Source organism: Sediminicoccus sp. KRV36 (assembly GCF_023243115.1).
Classification (GTDB): Bacteria; Pseudomonadota; Alphaproteobacteria; order Acetobacterales; family Acetobacteraceae; genus Roseococcus.
Genome location: NZ_CP085081.1, coordinates 2,075,870 through 2,095,515, shown reverse-complemented (window position 1 = coordinate 2,095,515; position 19,646 = coordinate 2,075,870). Strand labels below are relative to the sequence as shown.

Annotated in this window: 14 protein-coding genes; 10 read left to right on the top strand and 4 right to left on the bottom strand. The window is 67.2% G+C overall.

Annotated elements, in window-relative coordinates; genetic code table 11:
- Positions 1-539: 539 nt before the first annotated feature.
- Both LHU95_RS09615 and LHU95_RS09610 read left to right on the top strand, forming a co-directional pair.
- On the top strand, positions 540-1,163 hold the full coding sequence (locus tag LHU95_RS09615; protein ID WP_248711143.1) for a response regulator transcription factor: 624 nt from the start codon (positions 540-542) through the stop codon (positions 1,161-1,163).
- On the top strand, positions 1,160-2,512 hold the full coding sequence (locus LHU95_RS09610; RefSeq protein ID WP_248711142.1) for a HAMP domain-containing sensor histidine kinase: 1,353 nt from the start codon (positions 1,160-1,162) through the stop codon (positions 2,510-2,512). Before LHU95_RS09615 ends, LHU95_RS09610 begins: the two co-directional genes overlap by 4 nt.
- A 23-nt stretch (positions 2,513-2,535) precedes the next feature.
- Here LHU95_RS09610 and LHU95_RS09595 read toward each other — a convergent pair whose 3' ends face one another.
- The 3 genes from LHU95_RS09595 to LHU95_RS09585 all read right to left on the bottom strand — a co-directional run bounded on the left by LHU95_RS09595 (position 2,536) and on the right by LHU95_RS09585 (position 13,110).
- Positions 2,536-9,027: a hypothetical protein gene (locus LHU95_RS09595; protein ID WP_283094301.1), complete on the bottom strand. Its 6,492-nt coding sequence runs from the start codon at positions 9,025-9,027 to the stop codon at positions 2,536-2,538.
- 157 nt (positions 9,028-9,184) lie between these two features.
- Positions 9,185-10,432, bottom strand: a complete 1,248-nt coding sequence (locus tag LHU95_RS09590) for a DUF4010 domain-containing protein (RefSeq protein WP_248711141.1) — start codon at positions 10,430-10,432, stop codon at positions 9,185-9,187.
- Positions 10,432-13,110 (bottom strand): cation-translocating P-type ATPase, encoded by a 2,679-nt coding sequence (locus tag LHU95_RS09585; RefSeq protein ID WP_248711140.1) that lies wholly within the window; start codon positions 13,108-13,110, stop codon positions 10,432-10,434. The genes LHU95_RS09590 and LHU95_RS09585 overlap by 1 nt, the downstream gene beginning before the upstream one ends.
- 141 nt (positions 13,111-13,251) lie before the next feature.
- On the opposite strand from LHU95_RS09585, the gene LHU95_RS09580 reads away from it, so the two are divergent.
- From LHU95_RS09580 to LHU95_RS09555, 6 genes are read left to right on the top strand one after another with little or no spacing between them, the layout of a single operon-like run.
- Positions 13,252-13,716 carry a cupin domain-containing protein gene (locus tag LHU95_RS09580; protein ID WP_248711139.1) on the top strand — a complete coding sequence of 155 codons (465 nt, stop codon included), beginning with the start codon at positions 13,252-13,254 and terminating at the stop codon, positions 13,714-13,716.
- Positions 13,713-14,954 carry a 2Fe-2S iron-sulfur cluster-binding protein gene (locus LHU95_RS09575; protein WP_248711138.1) on the top strand — a complete coding sequence of 414 codons (1,242 nt, stop codon included), beginning with the start codon at positions 13,713-13,715 and terminating at the stop codon, positions 14,952-14,954. Before LHU95_RS09580 ends, LHU95_RS09575 begins: the two co-directional genes overlap by 4 nt.
- Positions 14,951-15,529, top strand: a complete 579-nt coding sequence (locus LHU95_RS09570; RefSeq protein ID WP_248711137.1) for a hypothetical protein — start codon at positions 14,951-14,953, stop codon at positions 15,527-15,529. Before LHU95_RS09575 ends, LHU95_RS09570 begins: the two co-directional genes overlap by 4 nt.
- A gap of 41 nt (positions 15,530-15,570) precedes the next feature.
- On the top strand, positions 15,571-16,269 hold the full coding sequence (locus LHU95_RS09565) for a cytochrome c3 family protein (protein ID WP_248711136.1): 699 nt from the start codon (positions 15,571-15,573) through the stop codon (positions 16,267-16,269).
- Positions 16,270-16,308: 39 nt separating this feature from the next.
- Positions 16,309-16,695, top strand: a complete 387-nt coding sequence (locus LHU95_RS09560; protein WP_248711135.1) for a hypothetical protein — start codon at positions 16,309-16,311, stop codon at positions 16,693-16,695.
- A 46-nt stretch (positions 16,696-16,741) separates the two neighbouring features.
- On the top strand, positions 16,742-17,182 hold the full coding sequence (locus tag LHU95_RS09555; protein WP_248711134.1) for a hypothetical protein: 441 nt from the start codon (positions 16,742-16,744) through the stop codon (positions 17,180-17,182).
- On the opposite strand, the gene LHU95_RS09550 is transcribed toward LHU95_RS09555, so the two are convergent.
- A complete protein-coding gene (locus LHU95_RS09550; RefSeq protein ID WP_248711133.1) occupies positions 17,092-17,952 on the bottom strand; it encodes a LysR family transcriptional regulator in 861 nt (286 codons plus the stop codon). The two genes, LHU95_RS09555 and LHU95_RS09550, sit on opposite strands and share 91 nt — an antisense overlap.
- A 126-nt stretch (positions 17,953-18,078) precedes the next feature.
- Between LHU95_RS09550 and LHU95_RS09545 the strand changes: the two genes are divergently transcribed.
- Positions 18,079-19,239, top strand: coding sequence for a hypothetical protein (locus tag LHU95_RS09545; RefSeq protein WP_248711132.1), 1,161 nt, complete (start codon positions 18,079-18,081; stop codon positions 19,237-19,239).
- Entirely contained in the window at positions 19,236-19,646 is a 411-nt protein-coding gene (locus LHU95_RS09540; RefSeq protein WP_248711131.1) for an OB-fold domain-containing protein, read from the top strand. The genes LHU95_RS09545 and LHU95_RS09540 overlap by 4 nt, the downstream gene beginning before the upstream one ends.

Sequence of the window (19,646 nt, the reverse complement as noted above, 5' to 3'; positions counted from 1 at the left end):
CCGTGGCAGAGGGACAGGTGCGATGGCGGGTCGGCAGCGCCGATATGTCGCGCATTGATCCGCTGAGCCGCTGCCGCATACCACCAAGAATTCCCAAAGCCCTCCAGGATCCCTCATACCATTGCAACTGTTGTGCTACGCGTCCCGATAGGAGCGGCCTGGCAGCACGCGCGAAGGGATCGGCTAACTCTGGGCGGGGGTGATATTGTCGGCGGGAGCAGCGGATCTGGAAGTTCCTTGATTGAGCTAACGAGAGGATTGTCGCCCGGTGCATGGCGAACCTTCACGACCCTGGCGGCGCTGATGCCAATCGCATATCGCTGCGTCCGACGTTGACGGTAGCCCGTGCCAACAAGGGAACGACTTCCCCCATGTCGCCGCCGGCAGCGACGTCCTTACCTGTGGCAAACGACACATCGAAGGAAGCCACCGGCCTCCCGGGTGCCCTGATCGGCTGGTTGGCCGGGCCGGAGTCCCTGCTGCCGCCGGTGCACTAAAGGAGCGTCATGCGTATTCTGCTTCTGGAAGATGATCCCGGCTTGGGCCACGGCGTGAGCGAATATCTCACGATGGCAGGCCACGTCGTGGCCTGGGCGAAAACCGTGACCGATGCGGAAGACCGGCTTCCCGAATTCCATCCGGAGTTGATGCTGCTCGACCTGCGCCTCCCCGACGGTTCCGGCCTGGATTTTCTCAAGACGCTGCGCGATCAGGGGGACCGTCGGCCCGCCATCATCCTGACGGCGCGTGACCAGGTGCGCGACCGCGTCGCGGGGCTGAACGCCGGGGCCGATGATTATCTGGTGAAGCCCTTTGACCTCACGGAACTGGCAGCGCGCATTCGATCCGTGACGCGGCGTGCCCTCGGTGACCGCCAGGTGACTTGCCATGGCGGCGCGATCCTGCTCGATTTCGAGAGTTCCGTCGCGCGTCTGGCGGGCGCCGAAATCTCCCTGACGGGCCGCGAATGGGCTCTCCTGGAACTGCTTGCCCATCGCCGCGGCCAGACCGTGCCGCGTCAGCGGATCGAGGAGGTGCTGCGTGATATCGGCGGAAATTTCGAGAGCAACGCGGTGGAAGTCTATATTGGCCGCATTCGGCGCAAACTGGGCCATGAGGCGATCGAAACCTTGCGAGGCGTCGGGTACAGGCTGAGGTCATGACACCCTCGGGATGGACCCTGAGCGGCCGGCTCGTCCGTTCGCTCTCTGTCGGGCTTTCCTTCTGCTGGATCCTCGGTGCCGGGTTGGCCAGCCTCGCGGTCAGATATGAGCTGAACGAGGTGTTCGACAGCGTGCTCCAGGAGACGGCACAGCACCTGCTGCCGGAAATCCTCAACCAGCAGAGCGAACTGCTTGACGCACCGGCAGCCCATGCGGCCCCCGGCAGCCTGCCCGCCATCCCGCATGACGAGTACATCACCTATCAGATCCTGACCGCTTCCGGCACGGTGCGGCTGCGGTCCCACCAGGCGCCCGCCGATGCCTATATCCTGCCCGTCGCAACCGGCTTTTCCTGGAACGCCCTGGGACAGCGGATCTATACGGAGCTCTCGGTGGATGGCCGCCATGCGATCCAGATCGCAGAGCCCGCGGGCCATCGGCGTGAGGCGGTGCTCTTCACCATCCTCCTCCTTCTCCTGCCGCTGGCCGGCCTGCTTCCCGTTGCCGTCTGGCTGGTCCGGCGGAGCGTCCGCAAGGGGCTGAGACCGATCAAGCTCCTGGAGGCGGAGCTCTCCGCGCGCGGCGGCGCCAACCTCTCCCCGCTTCCCGTCAGTGCGCTGCCGGAGGAGCTCTCCCGGCTCGTGATGGACATGAACCTGATGCTGCGCCGCCTGGCGCAGACGCTCGACAATGAACGCAGCTTTGCGCGGAACAGCGCGCATGAGCTGCGCACGCCCGTTGCGGCCGCTCTGGTCCAGACGCAGCTGCTCGGCATGCATCTGGGCGAGGCCACGCCCCTGGGGCAGCGAGCCCTGGGCATCGCGGCCGAGTTGAAGCGCCTCGGACGCGTGGCCGAGCGGCTGCTCCAGCTGAGCCGGGCCGAAGGCGGCGCGGCCATGGCCCGCGAATTGGTGGATCTGGTGGCGCTGGCCCGCCTGCTCTTCGAGGAATTCGCGCCGCTTCCGGAGGTCGCGGGGCGCCTTCGCTTTGAAACGGGCGGGCTGGCCAGTCTGTTCGTCCGCGGCGACGTGGACGCGTTCGGAATTGCGCTGCGCAACCTGCTGGAGAATGCCGCGCGGCACGGCGATGCGGCGGAACCCATCACGCTGCGGCTGGGGCCAGGCTTGGGCATCAGCGTGACCAATGGCGCGCCCGTGATCGCTCCGGAGGTACTGGCGAGGCTGAAGCAGCCTTTTGAGCGGCTGGATCACGCCACCGCCGGTACAGGGCTGGGTCTGGCTATCACCGAGACCATCATGCGCCAGGCGGGCGGTACGCTGCGCCTCGCTTCGCCGCCGCCGGGTCAGGCATCCGGCTTCGAGGCAACGCTCAGCTTCCCGCCGCCCTGAACGCCTCGCCGCTGAAGCGCGCCTTACCCGAAGACGTGCATGTCACTTGCCACCAGCGCGGGGTGGCTGGTCAGGATGGCCACCAACTGTGCCGCGGCCCCCCCCGTGCCATCTACGTCCCAGGCGAGCGCCCCCGTTGTCGCCGTGTAGAGAAACTGCCCATGCGCCTGGGTGGCGACGGCACCCAGGACGAAGGCATCGGCCGCGGCCAGGTCCATCCCGACCGTCAACCCGCCTCCAAAGCCAAACATCGAGAATTCCAGCGTATCCGTGCCCGTGGTGAAGTCCGTGATGCGGTCGGCGCCTTCTGTCGCGGTGTCGAAGCGAAAAGCATCGGATCCCAGGCCACCCGTGAGCGTGTCGGCCCCCATTCCCCCCACCAGGGTATCATGGCCGGCACCGCCACTCAGCACGTCATTGCCTGCCAGGCCGGCCAGCAGGTTCGCGCCTGCATTGCCGGTCAGGCTGTTGGCGAGCGCATTGCCCGTCCCGCTCAAGTCCGCCACGCCTGTCAGGGTCAGCTTCTCCAGATCAAGGGCCAGCGTGTAGCTGATGCTGGCCTTGACCAGATCGGTCCCGCCGCCGGCCAACTCGATGATGACATCGCCAGCATCGTCCATCGTGTAGGTGTCGTTGCCTGCACCACCCTCCATGGTGTCGGCGCCCAGGCCGCCATTGAGTGCATCATTGCCCTCCAGCCCGACCAGCAGATTGGCCCCAGCATTGCCGGTCAGGCTGTTGGCGAGCGCATTGCCCGTGCCGTTGAGACCGGCCACGCCGGTCAGGGTCAGGTTCTCCAACGCGGCGCCCAGCGTGCAGCTGATGCTGGCCTTGACCATATCCGTCCCGCCACCGGCCAACTCGATGATGACATCGCCGGCATCGTCCACCGTGTAGGTGTCGTTGCCTGCACCACCCTCCATCGTATCGGCACCCAGGCCGCCATTGAGTGCATCATTGCCTTCCAGCCCGACCAACAGGTTCGCACCTGCATTGCCGGTCAGGCTATTGGCGAGCGCATTGCCCGTGCCGTTGAGACCGGCCACGCCGGTCAGGATCAGATTCTCCAACTCGGCGCCCAGCGTGCAGCTGATGCTGGCCTTGACCAGATCTGTCCCGCCGCCGGCCAACTCGACGATGACATCGCCGGCATCGTCCACTGTATAGGTATCGTCGCCAGCGCCGCCCTCCATCGTATCGGCACCCAGGCCGCCATTGAGAGCATCATTGCCCTCCAGCCCAACCAGCAGGTTCGCACCTGCATTGCCGGTCAGGCTATTGGCAGCCGCATTGCCCGTGCCGTTGAGACCGGCGGCACCAGTCAGAATCAGGTTTTCCAGATCAACGCCAAGTGTGTAGCTGATGCTGGCCCGGACCATATCGGTCCCGCCACCGGTCAACTCGATGATGACATCGCCGGCATCGTCCACGGTGTAGGTGTCATTTCCCGCACCGCCCTCCATCGTATCGGCGCCCAAGCCGCCATTCAGCGCATCATTGCCCGCGCCGCCCGTCAGCGTGTCATTCCCGGCCCCGCCGCTGATTGCGTCGCCCAGATCATTGGCGGTGATATGATTCGCTGCCCCATTGCCGGTTCCCGAGCGCGCCAGGCCTTCCAGCACCAGGTTCTCGATATTGGCACCCAGGATATGGTTGACACCGGCCCGCACGGTATCCGTGCCCTCGCCGGGCAATTCCACCACCACGTCGCCCACCATGTCCACGATGTAGGTGTCGTCGCCCGCACCACCGGCCATCCAGTCCGCGCCGCTGCCGCCTTCAAGATTATCTGCCCCGGCCCCACCCGTGAGCGTGTCACTGCCCGCATCGCCGGTCAGCGTATCGCCCAGGTCATTGCCCGTGATGTGGTTGGCAAGCCCATTGCCGTGGCCGATCCGCCCGGCGCCCAGAAGCACCAGATCCTCGACCTCCGCGGCCAGGGTCAGATCGACCGTGGACCGGATGGTGTCGGTGCCTTGCCCCGCCAGTTCGGTGACCACATCGCCGGCATCGTCCACGGTGAAGGTGTCATTGCCGAGGCCGCCTTCCAGCTGGTCGGCGCCGCTGCCGCCATCCAGGCTGTCATCGCCCGCCGCACCCAGCAGGTGGTTAATGCCCACACCGCCGATCAGGACGTCATGGCCGGCACCGCCCCAGGCATTCTCCACCCGCGTGGTGGTGGCCACCGTCAGGCCCGAGGTGATGGCCGCCACGACGTTCGAGCTGTCGGCGGAGAGCGTCACTTCCGCCCCGCGCCCCAGCTGTGTGACCAGCCCTCGATAGGCGGCGTCATTGCCGCCCGCCACAGCGAAGATCGGGATGATGTTCGCCGCTTCCAGCGCCAGCCGCACCTGGGCGATCATCGGGTAATCCTCCCCCGTGCCGGGCGGCGTGCCGTCCATGATCGCATCGCCATTGTTCGGCGTGAGAATGCCGGCAGCCGCGCCATCGCCAGCACTGTGGAAGGGCGCATCGGTGAAGAGGATGACGAAGCGCGCGGAATTGGCCCGATAGCCGACATCCGTCGTGTGCAGCGCCAGCTGCATCAGAGCCTCGATCTGCGCTTCCGGCCCATCGGCGCCGTTATTGGCGACCATGGAGGAATAGGCAGCGGTCAGCGCCGCGGTATCGAGCGAGAGGCCGAGCTGTTGCAGATAGACCCAGTCCCCCACGCCGCCGAAACTGCCGAAGGGCTTGTCCCGGAAGGTCGAGACGCCGAACAGGGCATTGGGCTGCACGGCCTGCAATGCGGTCACGATTTGCGGCACCAGGCCGCGCACGGTCACGATGTCATCGCCGAAGGAACCGGTGAGGTCCTGGAGAAACTGCACATCGAGCGGGGCCGAGGTGCTGCCGCCCAGGCCGAAACCGAGGCTCTGCCCCTCCACCGTCGAAGCGATGCCGCCCGAGAGATCAATGACGCTGTCGCCCAGGGCATCACTTGCATCGATCGTGTCGTCGCCCAGGAAATCCTCGATATGGACCTGGCCGCCGCGCACCACGTAGCGGTCATTGCCGCTGCCGCCATCCATGGTGACCAGCCCGGACCGCGCGACCAGCACGTCATCGCCGTCACCGGCCAGCAGCGTGTCGTCGCCCCCGCCGCCATCGAGCGTGTCGCTGCCGGCATTGCCGCTGAGCTGATTGCTGCCCGCATTGCCGGTCAGCGCATGCCCACTCCCGATGAGCTGCACCGCCTCGATATTCTCGGCCAGCGTCCAGTCGGAGGAGACGATGACCGTGTCGAAGCCACCGCCGGCGGTTTCCACCACGACATCGCCCGCGCTGCGGATCTGGTAGGTGTCATCGCCATCGCCGCCCACCATGCTGTCGCCGCCGCCCGCGCCATCCAGCGTGTCATTGCCGCCAGCGCCCAGCAGCGTGTCAGCCCCCGAGGTTCCCGTCAGGCTATTGGCCTGCGCGTTGCCGGTGGCCGTGTGCCCCGGGGCGGTGAGGAACAGCGCCTCGATATTGTCGCCCAGGGTGTAGTCCAGGCTGGAGAGGACGGCATCGGTGCCCCCGACCGCGAGTTCGGTCACCACATCGCCGGCATCGTCCACGACATAGGAGTCGTTGCCCGCGCCCCCCGCCATGCTGTCCGCACCCGTGCCGCCATCCAGGCGATCCGCCCCGGCATCGCCCAGCAAGATGTCTTGGCCGGCATCGCCGAGCAGCGTGTCGCCGCCCGCCGCCGCGGTCAGCGTATTGTCCGCCGCATTGCCGGTGCCGGTGCGGCCGGCCGCGGTCAGCAGCAGATTTTCCAGCTCCGCCGCCAGAACATAATCCACGCTGGCGATCACGGTATCGGTTCCGCCGCCCGGCAATTCGCTCACCTGGTCGAGAGCGCTGTCCACGACATAGGTGTCGTCACCCGCGCCGCCCGTCATGCTGTCATCGCCGGCGCCGCCATCCAGCCTGTCCGCCCCCAGGCCACCCGTCAGCGTATCGCTGCCTGAACCACCCGCGAGCGTATCGCCCAGGTCATTGCCGGTGAGCATGTTATCGAGCGCATTGCCCGTGCCCTGGCGCGCCGCCCCGGTCAGGATCAGCGCCTCGACATTGACCGCGAGCGTGTGGGTGACGCTGGCGCGCACCGTGTCCAGCCCGGCACCCGCCGCTTCGGTAACGATGTCAGTGAGGCTGTCCACGACATAGGTGTCATCACCCGCACCGCCGGCCATGCTGTCATTGCCCAGGCCGCCATCCAGGCTGTCATCGCCCGTACCACCGATCAGCGTATCATGGCCGCCCAGGCCCTGAAGCGTGCTGGACAGGCCGCTGGCGACGAGGCGGTTCGCCAGGTCATTGCCAGTGCCCGCGACGCCGGCACCGCTCAATTCCAGCGTTTCCAGATTTGCGCCGAGGGTCCAGTCCAGGGTGGCGCGCACGGTATCGGTGCCGGCGTTGAGCGCCTCGGTCACCACATCGGCCAGGCTGTCCACAAGATAGATATCATTGCCGAGGCCGCCGGCCATGCTGTCCTCGCCCGTGCCGCCATCGAGCGCGTCATTGCCCGAGGCACCCACCAAGGTGTCATTGCCGGCCATGCCGTTCAGCGCATTGGCGCCGCTGCCGGCGGTAATGCTGTTGTTCAGGGCATTGCCCGTGCCGGCATGCGCGCTGCCCGTCAGCACCAGGGATTCGAGATCAGCGCCGAGCGTATAGGCGATGCCGGCCTGCACCGTATCGGTGCCCGAATCCAGAACCTCCGTGATGACGTCGCTCAGGCTGTCCACGACGTAGATGTCGTTGCCCGCGCCGCCCGCCATGGTATCCGCGCCCGTGCCGCCGTCGAGGCTGTCATTCCCAGCGTTGCCAACCAGGCTGTCATTGCCGGAGCCGCCGAGCAACGTGTTGTCGCCCGCCCCGCCATCCAGCGTGTCATTGCCTTCGCCGCCATCCACCGCGTCATTGCCGCCGGCCGCGTTGATGGAATCAGCGCCACCCAGCCCGTAGATGCTGTCGGCGAGGTCGCTGATCAGGTGCAGGCCACCATAGCCCAGGCCCATCACATCCGCATCACTGGTGCCATAGATATTGGGATCGGGCTGCCAGAAGGCGGGCGCATAGAGGATCGTGACCGCTTCGCCGGTCGCGCCGGGCGCACCGATGATGAGATCCTGCGCGCCATCGAGGTTGAGATCGCCCGCCAGCGCCACCGCGCTGCCCGCCAGGCTGCCCGCGCTGCCCACGATCTTGGCGCCGCCGATGCCCTGGGCCACCAGGGAGAGATCAACCTTGGTATGCCCGCCGCCCCAGACCACATAGACGGCGCCCGCATCGGCGCCGCCTTCGCCATTGCCCGGCGTGCCGATGACGAGGTCCACCACGCCATCGCGGTTGAAGTCCTGACCACCGGTGATGGACATGCCAATGAGATCGCCCGCCGCTTCGGGGACGATCAGATATCCACCCGAACCGTGGCTGACGTCGGAGAGGAGGACTTCCGCCGCATCGGCCTTGCCAAAGACCACATAGGCCTGCCCGCCATCCGTGGTGCCCACCAGCAGGTCCGCGTGGCCGTCGCCGTTCACATCCCCGATGCCGGTCACCGCCGCGCCGGCGCCTTCGCCGATCTGGCCGGTGATGCGGTAGCCGCCTGCGCCAAGACTGGCGAGGTTGACGGCCGTTCCCGTTGCCTTGCCATAGACCACATAGACGGCGCCGGAATCCAGGCCACCGGCATCGCTGCCCGGCGCCCCCACAAGGATTTCCGTCAGTCCATCGCCATTCTGGTCGGCCAAGGTGCCGAGCGCCTGGCCAGCGGCGTCCCCCACCGCAGCGCCCTTGATCCGGAAGCCGCCCGTGCCGGCGGTCACGCTGGTCAGGTTGACCGGGGCATCGCTGGCCTTGCCGAAGACGACATAGGCAGCCCCCGCACCCGCGCCCCCGGCGCCATTCCCCGGCGCTCCGATCAGCACCTCCGCCCGGCCATCGGCATTCAGATCGGCGATGGAGAACATGGCAGATCCCGCCTGATCGCCCGCCGCTTCGCCGCGGATGATGTAGCCCACGCCATTGCCCAAGCCGGAGGTCGGGTCACCCAGGTCAATGCCGCCCGCGACGGGATCGCCCCAGAGGACATAGCCCGCGCCGGCATCAGTCTTGCCGGTGAAATCCTGCAAGGGCGCGCCGACCAGGATTTCAGCGCGGCCATCGCCGTTGAGATCAGCGATGCTGCCCACCGCCGCACCGGCATGGTCACCCGCATTCAGCCCATCAATGATGATCTGACTGGCCGTATCTCCGAGGGACGCGGTTGCCCCGCCCAGGGCCTGGCCAAAGGTGACATAGACCCGGCCCGCATCCACTGCCTTGTCATCACTGCCCGCACTGCCGGTGATGATCTCGGCCCGGCCATCTCCGTTAAGATCGGCAATCCCCGCGACCCAGACGCTGCCCGAAAGGCCCAGGGCCGAGGGCGCGAAATCACTGGGTGTCTCCGGCAGGAGCTGGTAGGCGCCGGCGGAGAGAACACTGCTTGCCAGTGAGATCTTTGTGTTGGGGATGGGCATGGAACGCGATCCTTGACGAAGGCCGGCGCGCGAAGCGGCACCGAAACTTCGCTGGCCCTAGGCTTCGAAGATGACACCAAGCTGACAATCGCATGCCGCTTCGCTTTGCTCCGTTCTGCCCAGCCGGTTCGGTCGGCTCGCAGGCACGGCAGCACGCCTATTCCTGCCCCCAAACCAGCATCACTGCGGCGACCGTCCAGGCGGCCAGCATGGAGAGCACGACCCCGGGAACGATGCGGACTGCGAAACTCCGCGTCCCCAGGCCGATGGCCATCGCAATCTTGGCGGCAGCATTGGCCGACATCGCGGCAAGGATCGGCGCAATGGCAGCTTCGGCGGAGAAGCTGCCTGTCGCCACAAGGGATGCCACGGATATGCCGGCGGAGTGCGTATCAACAATCCCGGCGACGGCGGCACCGACGATCACACCCGCCTCGCCAAACCAATCCCTCATCGCGGCCGAGACCACGAGCATCAGTGTCATCATGGCCGCCAGTCCGAGTGCCACGCCCGGGCTGAATGCCCGCCCAGCCTCAGCCTCCTGGGTGTCCCGCGAAGCCGACGGACGCAGCGCGAAGACTAGCGCGTAGACCGCTGCGACGACTGTCCCTGCGACGAGCATTGGTGCCATCGCAAGCAGTGTTGACGGGCTCATTGTGAAAAGCAGGATGGCCATCTGCAGGAAAGTCGCGCAGGTCGAGAGAGCCGCCCCAGCGACGGCCGGACCCATGCTCGCCGGGTCTTTGGCCACCCGTGCCGCCATCGCGCCGATGGTCGCCGTACTCGAGACAAAGCCGGCGGCCAGCCCCGCCACCGGCAAGCCGTATTGGGCGCCCAGGAGACGGGTGGCGGCATGTCCAGTCGCCCCGATTGCCAGCATGAGGACAACAAGCAGCCAGACGTTGTGCGGGTTGATCGCGTCGAAGGGCCCAAGCTGTCGATCAGGAAGTAGCGGCCAGATGACGAGGGTGGCGATCGCGAAGACGAGACCATCCTTGACCTCGGCATCGCTCAGCGCACCCTTCACGAAGCCATGCAGCGGCGCCTTCGCAGCAAAGACCACGGCGACCGCCGCTGCCAGTCCTGCGGCGAGCAGCGGTTCGGCCATGGCCAAGGCGCCGAGCAGCGGTGCGATCACGAGGCCGATCTCGGTCGTCAGCCCATGATCTGTATCATGGCTCCGGAGGTAGGACAGGGCGGTCAGCGCAATCACCCCGGCCAAGGCAACAGCCAACAGCACTGTCCCACCCAGGTGAGTGGCCACGGCGCCGAGCAGGCTGGCCAGGGCAAACGTCCGGATGCCGGCCGGGCGCCGTGTCGGGCCTTCGCCCTTGCTGCGCTCCCGCTCCAGGCCGATCAGCAGCCCGATGCCCAGCGCGACCGCGAGATTGTACCAGGGTATCATCAGGTCATCAGGCGCTTGCGCCAATGCGGCTTCAGGAATTCGAGGATCAGGATGGTCGCCAGCCCGGCTGCTGCGGTCACCGCGAGATCGTCGGTGTGCAGGGGTCCGAAGCGGAACATCCGCTGCGCGAAGGGCAGCGCCAACGTAACCCCGAGCATCACCGTCACCGCCAGCATCACCCAGCGAAGTGCAGCATTGCGCCGCCGGAAGGCTGTGACGATGGAGGCGCTGAAGGAGCGATTCACGAAGATCAGCCCGACGATACTGAGCACCAGGGCAAAGAAGGTCAGCGACCGCACCTCCGCCTCCGGCATGCCGCGATCGAGCGCCACCAGGTAGATGCCCGCCGTCAGCGCCAGCACGACGGCCCCCTGCACCAAGGACCAACCCAGAAGCGAGGCGGAGAACAGCGGCGCCGCCGGATCTCGCGGCGGGCGCTGCATGATCCCCTCCTCCTCCGTCTCGGCTTCGAAGACGAGGGTGCAGACGGGGTCGATCACCATCTCCAGGAAGGCGATATGCATCGGCCAGAGCAGGATGGGCAGGCCAAACATCAGCGGCAGGAGCGCGAGGCCCGCGATCGGCACGTGGATGGCGATGATGAAGCCCATTGATTTTCTTAGGTTGTCAAAGACCCGCCGCCCCAGCCGCACGGCCGCGACGATGGAGCCAAAATCGTCATCCAGGAGCACCAGAGACGACGCCTCACGCGCCACGTCGGTGCCGCGCCCGCCCATGGCGATGCCGATATGCGCGGCCTTGAGCGAGGGCGCGTCGTTCACGCCATCGCCGGTCATCGCGACGACCTCGCCATCGGCCTTCAGGGCGGCAACGATGCGCAGCTTCTGCTCCGGCATGATGCGGGCGAAGACCGTTGTGCTGCGCAGCTGCGCCGCCAGGGTTGCATCGTCCATGCCGGGGAGCGCCTCGCCGGTCACGATGTCCTCGGCGTCCAGCCCTGCCTGGCGCGCGATGGCGGCGGCGGTGGTCGGATAGTCGCCGGTGATCATGATGACGCGGATGCCGGCCGTGCGGCATTCGGCCACAGCCTCGATCACGCCCGGGCGCAGCGGATCGGCCAGGCCAACGAGTCCCACAAGGCCAAAGGCGAAGCCATCCTGGGTCTCCGGCCAGGCCTCGCCGCTGTGCGTGGCGCGGGCCACGGCGAGCACGCGCATGCCCTTGGCGGCCAGCGCCTCGGTCCGAACGGTCAGTTCGGCGGCTGCCGCGGCGTCCAGGTGGCACAGCGCGGCAATGGCCTCGGGCGCACCCTTGGCGGCGACGATGGTTTCCGTCTCCGACCGCCAGACATTCGTCATCGCCAGCAGGCCGGGCCGAAGCCCGTAGGTTTGAACGAGGTCCAGCGCGGGCGAGGGCAGCCCCTCGGCCACCGCATGGAAGGCCTTCTCCATCGGGTCGAAGGGCTGTGGCGCGCTGGCCAGTCGGCCGGTCTCAGCCAGCAGCGCAAACCCCGCCGGCAGCGCGTCACCCCGCGGCCGGTAGGCCGTGCCGTCGGGCAGGCACAGTTCTGCGACCGTCATGCGGTTCTGCGTCAGCGTGCCGGTTTTGTCGGTGCACAGCACCGTGGCGGAGCCGAGCGTCTCGATCGCAGCCGCACGGCGCGTCAGCACGCGCGCCTTGGAGATCCGCCAGGCGCCCATCGCCATAAAGACGGTGAGCACCACCGGCAGTTCCTCTGGCAACATCGACATGCCGATGGCGATCCCAGCCAGCAGCGCATCCAGCCAGCCGCCCCGCAAGGTGCCGTAAAGCAGCACCGCCAGCACGCTGACGACACCACCGAAGATCGCGCAAAGCTTCACGAGCCGGCGCATCTGCGCCTGCAGCCGTGGCGGCTCGGAATCGAGCACGCTGAGCGACTGGCCAATCCGCCCGATCTCGCTGCGCGGGCCGGTCGCCGTCACCTCAGCGATGCCACTGCCACGCACCACCAGCGAGCCCGAGAAGACATGCGGCAGATCGTCGCCGCCGGGGCGCGCCGGTGGCGAAGCCGCGCCTGCCACCTTCCGCACCGGAACCGACTCTCCCGTCAGCAGCGATTCATCGGTCTGGACGTCGCTGGCCTCGATCAGACGGGCATCGGCCGGCACGCGGTCGCCCTCGGCCAGCACCACCAAATCACCGCGCACGACCTCGCGACCGGCAATGCGCTGGCGCTCGCCCCCGCGGATCACCAGCGCGCGCGGGCTGGTCAGGTCGCGCAGCGCCTCCAGCACGCGCTCGGTGCGGCTTTCCTGAACGACCGTGATCACGATGGAGAACAGCGCGAAGGCCACCAGAATCAGCGCCTCTTCCGGACTACCGAGCAGCAGGTAGAGCACACCGCCGCCGAGCAGGAGCGCCAGCATGGGCTCGCGCAGCACCTCGATCACGATCCGGAATGGCGTTCGCCGGCCGGTGCGCGCCAACTCATTGGGGCCATCGGCCTTGAGGCGGGAAGCGGCCTCCTGCTCGCTGAGGCCGCGGCCAATTGCCTCGGCGGTTGATGCGTCCAGCATGGCGGTTGTCCTTTTGGGCAGCTGGTGCCGAATGCCCGCGAACCGAAGGAGGGCGGGGTCGCAGGGGTAGAACGCGCGGCTGCCAGGATCGGCCGAGGGGTAATCCTGGATAGTTCGCATCAAGGCGCTCAACCGCCGGACGAAATATGTTTCGACCATGGTCGTCCTTTTCCCGGTCTTGGGCGTTGATCTGAAGCAAGGACGTTGGCCACCGGCCGCGCATATGTTGGGTCCGTGGAATGGCGACACCGGTCGGGCCAGCAAAAGGCTGCGCCCGGAGCCATGCGCGATGAGGTCACCATGACGATCAAGGACATTGGCCCGAAGCCGCAATCCTTCGACATTGAGAACGCAACGAAGGAAAACCTGGACTATCGTGCAGTCGCCTGGAGCGGCCGCTATCTGCAGGTAACGCTGATGTCGATCCCCGTTGGCGGCGATATCGGCCTCGAAGCGCATCCGGAGACGGATCAGTTCCTGCGCCTCGATGCTGGCCTTGGCCACGTTCAGATGGGGCCCGCGAAGGACGACATGCCCTTCGAGAAGGACGTATCGGACGGCTGGTGCGTTCTTGTTCCGGCCGGGACCTGGCACAACATCACCAATATCGGGCCGACACCGATGCAGGTCTACGCCATCTACGCGCCCGCCCATCACAAGCCCGGCAAGGTGCAGGCCACGGCGGCGGCAGCCGAAGCGGACCAGGACGACAAACCGGCCGACTGGTCCGTGCAGAGCGACGCCGTGCTCGACAAACACGGGTGACGGCGCCCCAGCTCCTTTTCTACATTTCCGCCGCGCTGCTGCTGCAGATCACGATCGGAATCGGCCTCGCGGCTTGGCGTTGGCAGCGCATCGGCACGTCGCCGGCACTACTGCCGATCGAGGTGGGCGCTAATGTCCAGGCACTCGCCTGGCCGGGCTTGCGCGACTTCCGTGTGCTGCGGCGGCAGTTCGAGGATGCGCTGCGGACGCAATGCTCCTTCTATCTTGCGCCGGTGGATGGGGTCACGCTGCCGCCCTTCCTGGCGGGCCAGTTTCTCACCTTCGCGTTCGACATCCCGCAGCCCGCAGGCGGCGCGAACCGGCCGATCACACGATGCTATTCCGTCTCCGATGCACCGCGGCCGGATGCCTACCGCATCACGGTCAAGCGGGTGCCGTCGCCACCGAACCGGCCTGAGCTGCCACCGGGTGTCGCCTCCAACCATCTGCATGACCGGGTGCAGGAGGGCGACCTGCTTCGGGTTCGCGCACCATCCGGTCGCTTCTTCATCGACGCTGATACCGAGGTCCCGGCGGTCTTCATCGCCGGCGGCATCGGCATCACGCCCATGATGAGCATGCTGGCCTGGTGCCTGGAGCAGCAGCCTGGGCGCGTCCTGCATCTCTACTACGGGCTGCGGCACGGCGGCGAACACGCGTTCAAGACGAGCCTTGAGGCGCTGGCCGCCCAGCATCCCTCCTTTCACCTGAACGTGGTCTACAGCCAGCCAGGGCCTGGTGATGTCCTGGGGAGGGACCATCAGCACGCGGGCTATATCGATGTGGCCCTGCTGCGCGAGACGCTGCCGCATGGCCGGCACGCCTTCTACATTTGCGGCCCACCGCCAATGATGGCGAGCCTGCTCCCCGCCCTTCTGGAATGGGGCATCGCGCCGCAGGACATCCACCACGAGGCCTTCGGGCCAGCCTCCCTCGCCCCGGTGCAGGCCGCGTCCGGCGAAGCGGCGACCACCATCGCCACCGCCGTCGATATCCAATTCCGTCGCTCCGGACGCACGCTGGTCTGGGGTGGGCAGGATGCGAGCCTGCTCGACTTCGCGGAACGTCACGGTATCGCGGTCGAGTCCGGCTGTCGGTCCGGCAGTTGCGGCAGTTGCGAGACCGCCGTGGTGTCAGGGACCGTCCAGTATGCGGTCAAGCCCGACCATGAGGTGGCACCCGGAAGGTGCCTGCTTTGCGTCGGCACGCCGGGCTCTGCGCTGGTGCTCGACGCATGACCGGCAGCCTGCTCAACCGCGAAGTGCTGCCCTTCGTGCTGGCGCTCGCCGCGCTGGCCGCCGCGGCACTGCTGGTCGATCTCATCCTGCATCTGGCCGATGCTGTCTGGATCGGCCGCTACCTCGGCATTCCCGGCACGGCGCTCATCCTGCTCTCGCTGCGGTACTCGCTGCGCAAGCGCAAGCTGATCACCATGGGTGATCCGGTGTCGCTGCTGCGCCGGCATGAATGGATGGCCTGGGCCGGCTCGCTGCTGGTATTGGTGCATGCCGGGATCCACTTCAACGCCATCCTCGCCTGGCTGGCGGTCTGGGCAATGCTCATCAATGTCGCCAGCGGGCTGACCGGCAAGTACCTGCTGGCCCGTTCACGCCGCCGGATGGAGGCGAGCCGCCAACAGTTCCGCGATGCTGGACTGTCGGCTGGCGCGATCGAGGAACGGCTCTACTGGGACAGCCTGACCTTTGACGTCATCAAGCAATGGCGGGTGGTGCATGTCCCGATCACGCTCGCCTTCGCCGTGCTGGCGACAGCGCACATCCTGAGCGTCTTCCTGTTCTGGGGGTGGCGATGAAGCGGCCCTGGATCCTGCTCGTGGTCGCGGCAAACCTGGCCGTGATCATCGCACTCGCCTTCATCTATCCGCATCTGATGGTGAGCCCCGGACGGCTGGCGCCGGGACATGCGCAACTGGGGACGGATTGCTTCGCCTGTCATACGCCGCTGCTTGGGGCATCGGCTGGTCGTTGCGTCACCTGCCACGCAGTCGCGGATATCAGCTTGCGCTCCACCACCGGCGTTGCGCTGACACGCACCGGACCGGCGGCGCGGACACCCTTCCACCAGCATCTGGTCGCGCAGAACTGCCTCGCCTGCCACAATGGGCATCAGGGCTCCGGGATCGGGCGAAGCACCCGCATGACGTTTTCACACGCGCTGCTGCAACCGGCGACACAGGCGAGTTGCGCCACCTGCCATACGGCGCCAACGAACAACCTCCATCGCGGGCTGACCGCCGCTTGCTCAACCTGCCACAGCACCGAGCGCTGGAGGCCCGCCACCCTCGACCATACGCGTTTCTTCCAGTTGGACGGCGATCACAACGCGCCCTGCGCCACCTGCCATGTGAACAACGATACCAGCCGCTACACCTGCTACGGCTGCCACGAGCATCAGCAAGATCGCATCACCATCAAGCATCTGCGGGAGGGAATCCGCGACTTCCAGAACTGCGTGTCCTGCCATCGCAGCGCGCATGGCGAACCGGAGCGCCCCGGGGGACGCGAACGGCGAAGCGGCCGAGAGCGGGATTGATCGCACATCGCTATGGGAAATACCCCCGTTGATACGCCCTTGCACGACGAGGGGCAGAACGGCATGACCATGCCCGAGGTGCTACACGGGCTTGTCACGCCCGGGATCAGCCTCCGTGACGCGCCGGGTCTCCTGGTAGGGGAGTGTCCTGAGGGTACGCCACGGAAGCTGGTGACCGCGTTGCGATCCGCACCGGGCGGCAAGTTGCAGAACGTGTTCCCGCATGGCGGCATGGGGCAAATGCGTAAAGTTGAACTCGCCATGTGGCTGATGCTGCCCTGCGCCCAGGCTGTCACGCTGGCGGACGCCGTGGAAGCCGCCATCGCCCGCGCGCCGGACGCGGCACCCATCCTCGCCGACCGCGCAACGCAGCAGGTCCGGCGTAAGGCGGCTGCACGGCTCTTCCCCGGCGCGCCCTATCTGTAAGGCGAGGTCTCCACGGACCGGCTGAATCAAGCCCTGGGGCGATGCCGTGAAGTATCTGATTTTGCTGATCGTGGCGGTGCTCGCCGGGACTGGCGGCTGGTATCTGCGGGGCGGCGCGGCGCCACCCCCTGCCGCCATCATCGCCACAGTCGTGCCCACCGAGGTAGAGCTGACGCCCGAGGCGGCGCGCAATTTCGGCCTTGCCACCGCCAATGCCGAGCGCCTGCCTCTCATCACCCTCGTACGTGCCACCGGCATGCTGGGCTTCAACGAATTGCGCCGGACCCACATTACGCCGCTGGCGCGCGGGCGGGTGCAGAGCATCGGCGGCGGTATGGCCAACTGGCCACTTCCACGTGTGAGGCCGCGCGGCCCCTCCGCTTCACCAAACGACCTTCACCGCGCCACGCCCATCTCGCGAAGCAGCCAGTCGCGGAAGGCCAGCGCATCGGCACGCTGCGCCCCCGCCGGCAGCAGCAGCCAGTAATGATCGCCCGTGGGGATCGGCCGCGACGTGATGGCCATGAGGCGCCGCCGGCGCAGATCGTCCGCCACCAGTTCCGGTGAGGCGATGACCGCGCCCAGGCCCTCCAGCGCGGCCTGCACCGCCAGCGACGTGCTGGCGAAGAGCAGGGGCGTGGCCGACAACCGGGTGCCGGTCGCCGCGGCCCACAAGCCCCAGTCGCCGGGCCGGACCAGGCTGCCGAACAGCGAAAGCCCGTCCAATCCCTGGCGCTTCGCCTGACGCGCGAGGGCAGGTGCGGCGAAAGGCGCCACGCTGAGCGATTGCAGCATGACACCGCCAGGGGGCCGATGCTCGGCCGTGCGAATGGCGGCATCCACCGCATCCCTGGCAAAATCGACAGGGGCGGTGGAGGCGCTGACCTCGATCTGCAGCCCTGGATGCAACGCCCGCAGGCGTGGCAGCCGCGGGATGAGCCAGCGCATGGCCCAGGTGGTGTAGGCCCGCACGCGCAGGGGCGCCCCGCCGGCGCTGAGTTCGGTCGTCGCGGCCTGCATGGCGGCGAAGGCACCACGCAGGGCATCGGCGTAGCGCGCCCCCTCCTCCGTCAATGTTGCGCTGTTGGCACCGCGGTGCAGCAAGGTCTGGCCTACCGCGGCCTCCAGCGCCCGGACGCGCTTGCTGATGGCAGGCTGGGTCACGTTGAGCCGCAGCGCGGCGGCCGAGAGGCTGCCCGTCTCCGCGATGAGGGCGAGGGCATGAAGCGCATTGAGCGGCGGAAGCGGGACGGCCATTTTCACAGCCATACCTCAGGTTTGGGTAGGGCGCCAATACGGCGCTTGGGTTCGCCCGCGAAGGGGTCCAGGCTCCCGTCCAAGCGGCAGAGACACAGCCCGACACGATGAGGAACATCCAGAAACATGACCGGTCGAGAAACCCTCGCCGCGCCTTCGCTCAGCGATGCATGGCCCATGCGGGACAAGATCGCCTTCGCGGGCATTGGCACCACGCGCTACGGCAACTTCCCCGAAACCGACAGCTACGGCCTGGGCTGCGAAGCGTTGAATGCCGCGCTGGATGACGCCGGCCTGGTGCCGGGCGACATCGATGGCCTGATCGTCAGCCGCATGCCCTCCTATGAGCGCTTCGCGGAGATGATGGGCATCACTCCGCAATACTGCCTGTTGACCGAGACGCCAGGCCGCTTCTCGGGCGTCTCGCTCGCACTGGCCGCACAGGCCATCGCCACGGGCGCGGCCAAGACCGTGGCGCTGGTCTATGGCAACAATGGCCGCAGCGTGCGGATGAACTATGGCGGCGGCGACAGCCAGTGGAGCCCCTGGGGCATGACCAGCCCGGGCGCCATCCACAGCATGATGTGGCGCCGGCACATGCATGATTTCGGCACAACCCATGCCGATCTCGGCCATGTCTCGCTCGCCTTCCGCAATCACGCCTGCCTCAACCCGGATGCGGTGATGCATGGCAAGCCGATCACGCTGGAGGATCACGCGGCCGCCCGCCCCATCTGCGAGCCGCTGAAGCTGCTGGACTACTGCCTGATCAATGATGGCGGCGTCGCCTGGATCATGACGAGTGCCGAGCGCGCGCGCGACATGAAGCGCCCGCCCGTCCTGCTCTCGGGCTATGCGCGGCAAGACCGGTTTTCCTATGGCGGCGCGCCGGCGGATGACTACTGGCACCCGACGCTCTCCGCCTGCCGCAGCGTCTATGACCGCGCGGGCTTCGGGCGCGAGGATGTCCAGGGCCTCGGCATCTACGACAACTTCTCGCCCACCGTGATGTTCAGCCTCGAAGGCCTCGGCTTTTGCGGACTGGGCGAAAGCGGGGATTTCGTGAAGGGCGGCACCTTGCAGCTCGGCACCGGCCGCTGGCCGACCAACACTTCGGGCGGGCATTTGTCGGACAGCTACATGCAGGGCTGGGGCGTGATCGCCGAATGCATCCGCCAGCTGCGTGGTGATTGTGGCGCCCGCCAAATCCCCGACGCCAAGGCCATGCAATACATCTGCGCCACGCATATCGCGCAGAGCATCCTCTTCCGGAGGGACGACGCATGAGCCTCCAGACACGCCCCAAGCCGCTGGTCGACAACTGGAACCGCCCCTTCTGGGACGCTTGCGCGCAGGGCCGGCTGATCCTGCAGCGCTGCACCCAAACGGGCCAGTGCTTCTTCCCGCCCGGCCCCGTCTCGCCCTTCACCGGGCGGCCGGAATGGGAATGGATCACCGCCTCGGGCCGGGGCGAGCTCTGGTCCTTCGTCGTCTTCCACCAGAATTATTTTCCCGGGATGCGCGACGAGCTGCCCTATCCCGTCGCCATGGTGAAGCTCGATGAGGGGCCCTACCTTCTCACCAACCTCGACGGCATGAGCGCCGATGAAGCGAAGATCGGCCAACGCCTCTCGGTGCGTTTCCCCGGCGGCCCGGACGGCTTTGTCCTGCCGCAATTCGGGCCGGAGGCCTGA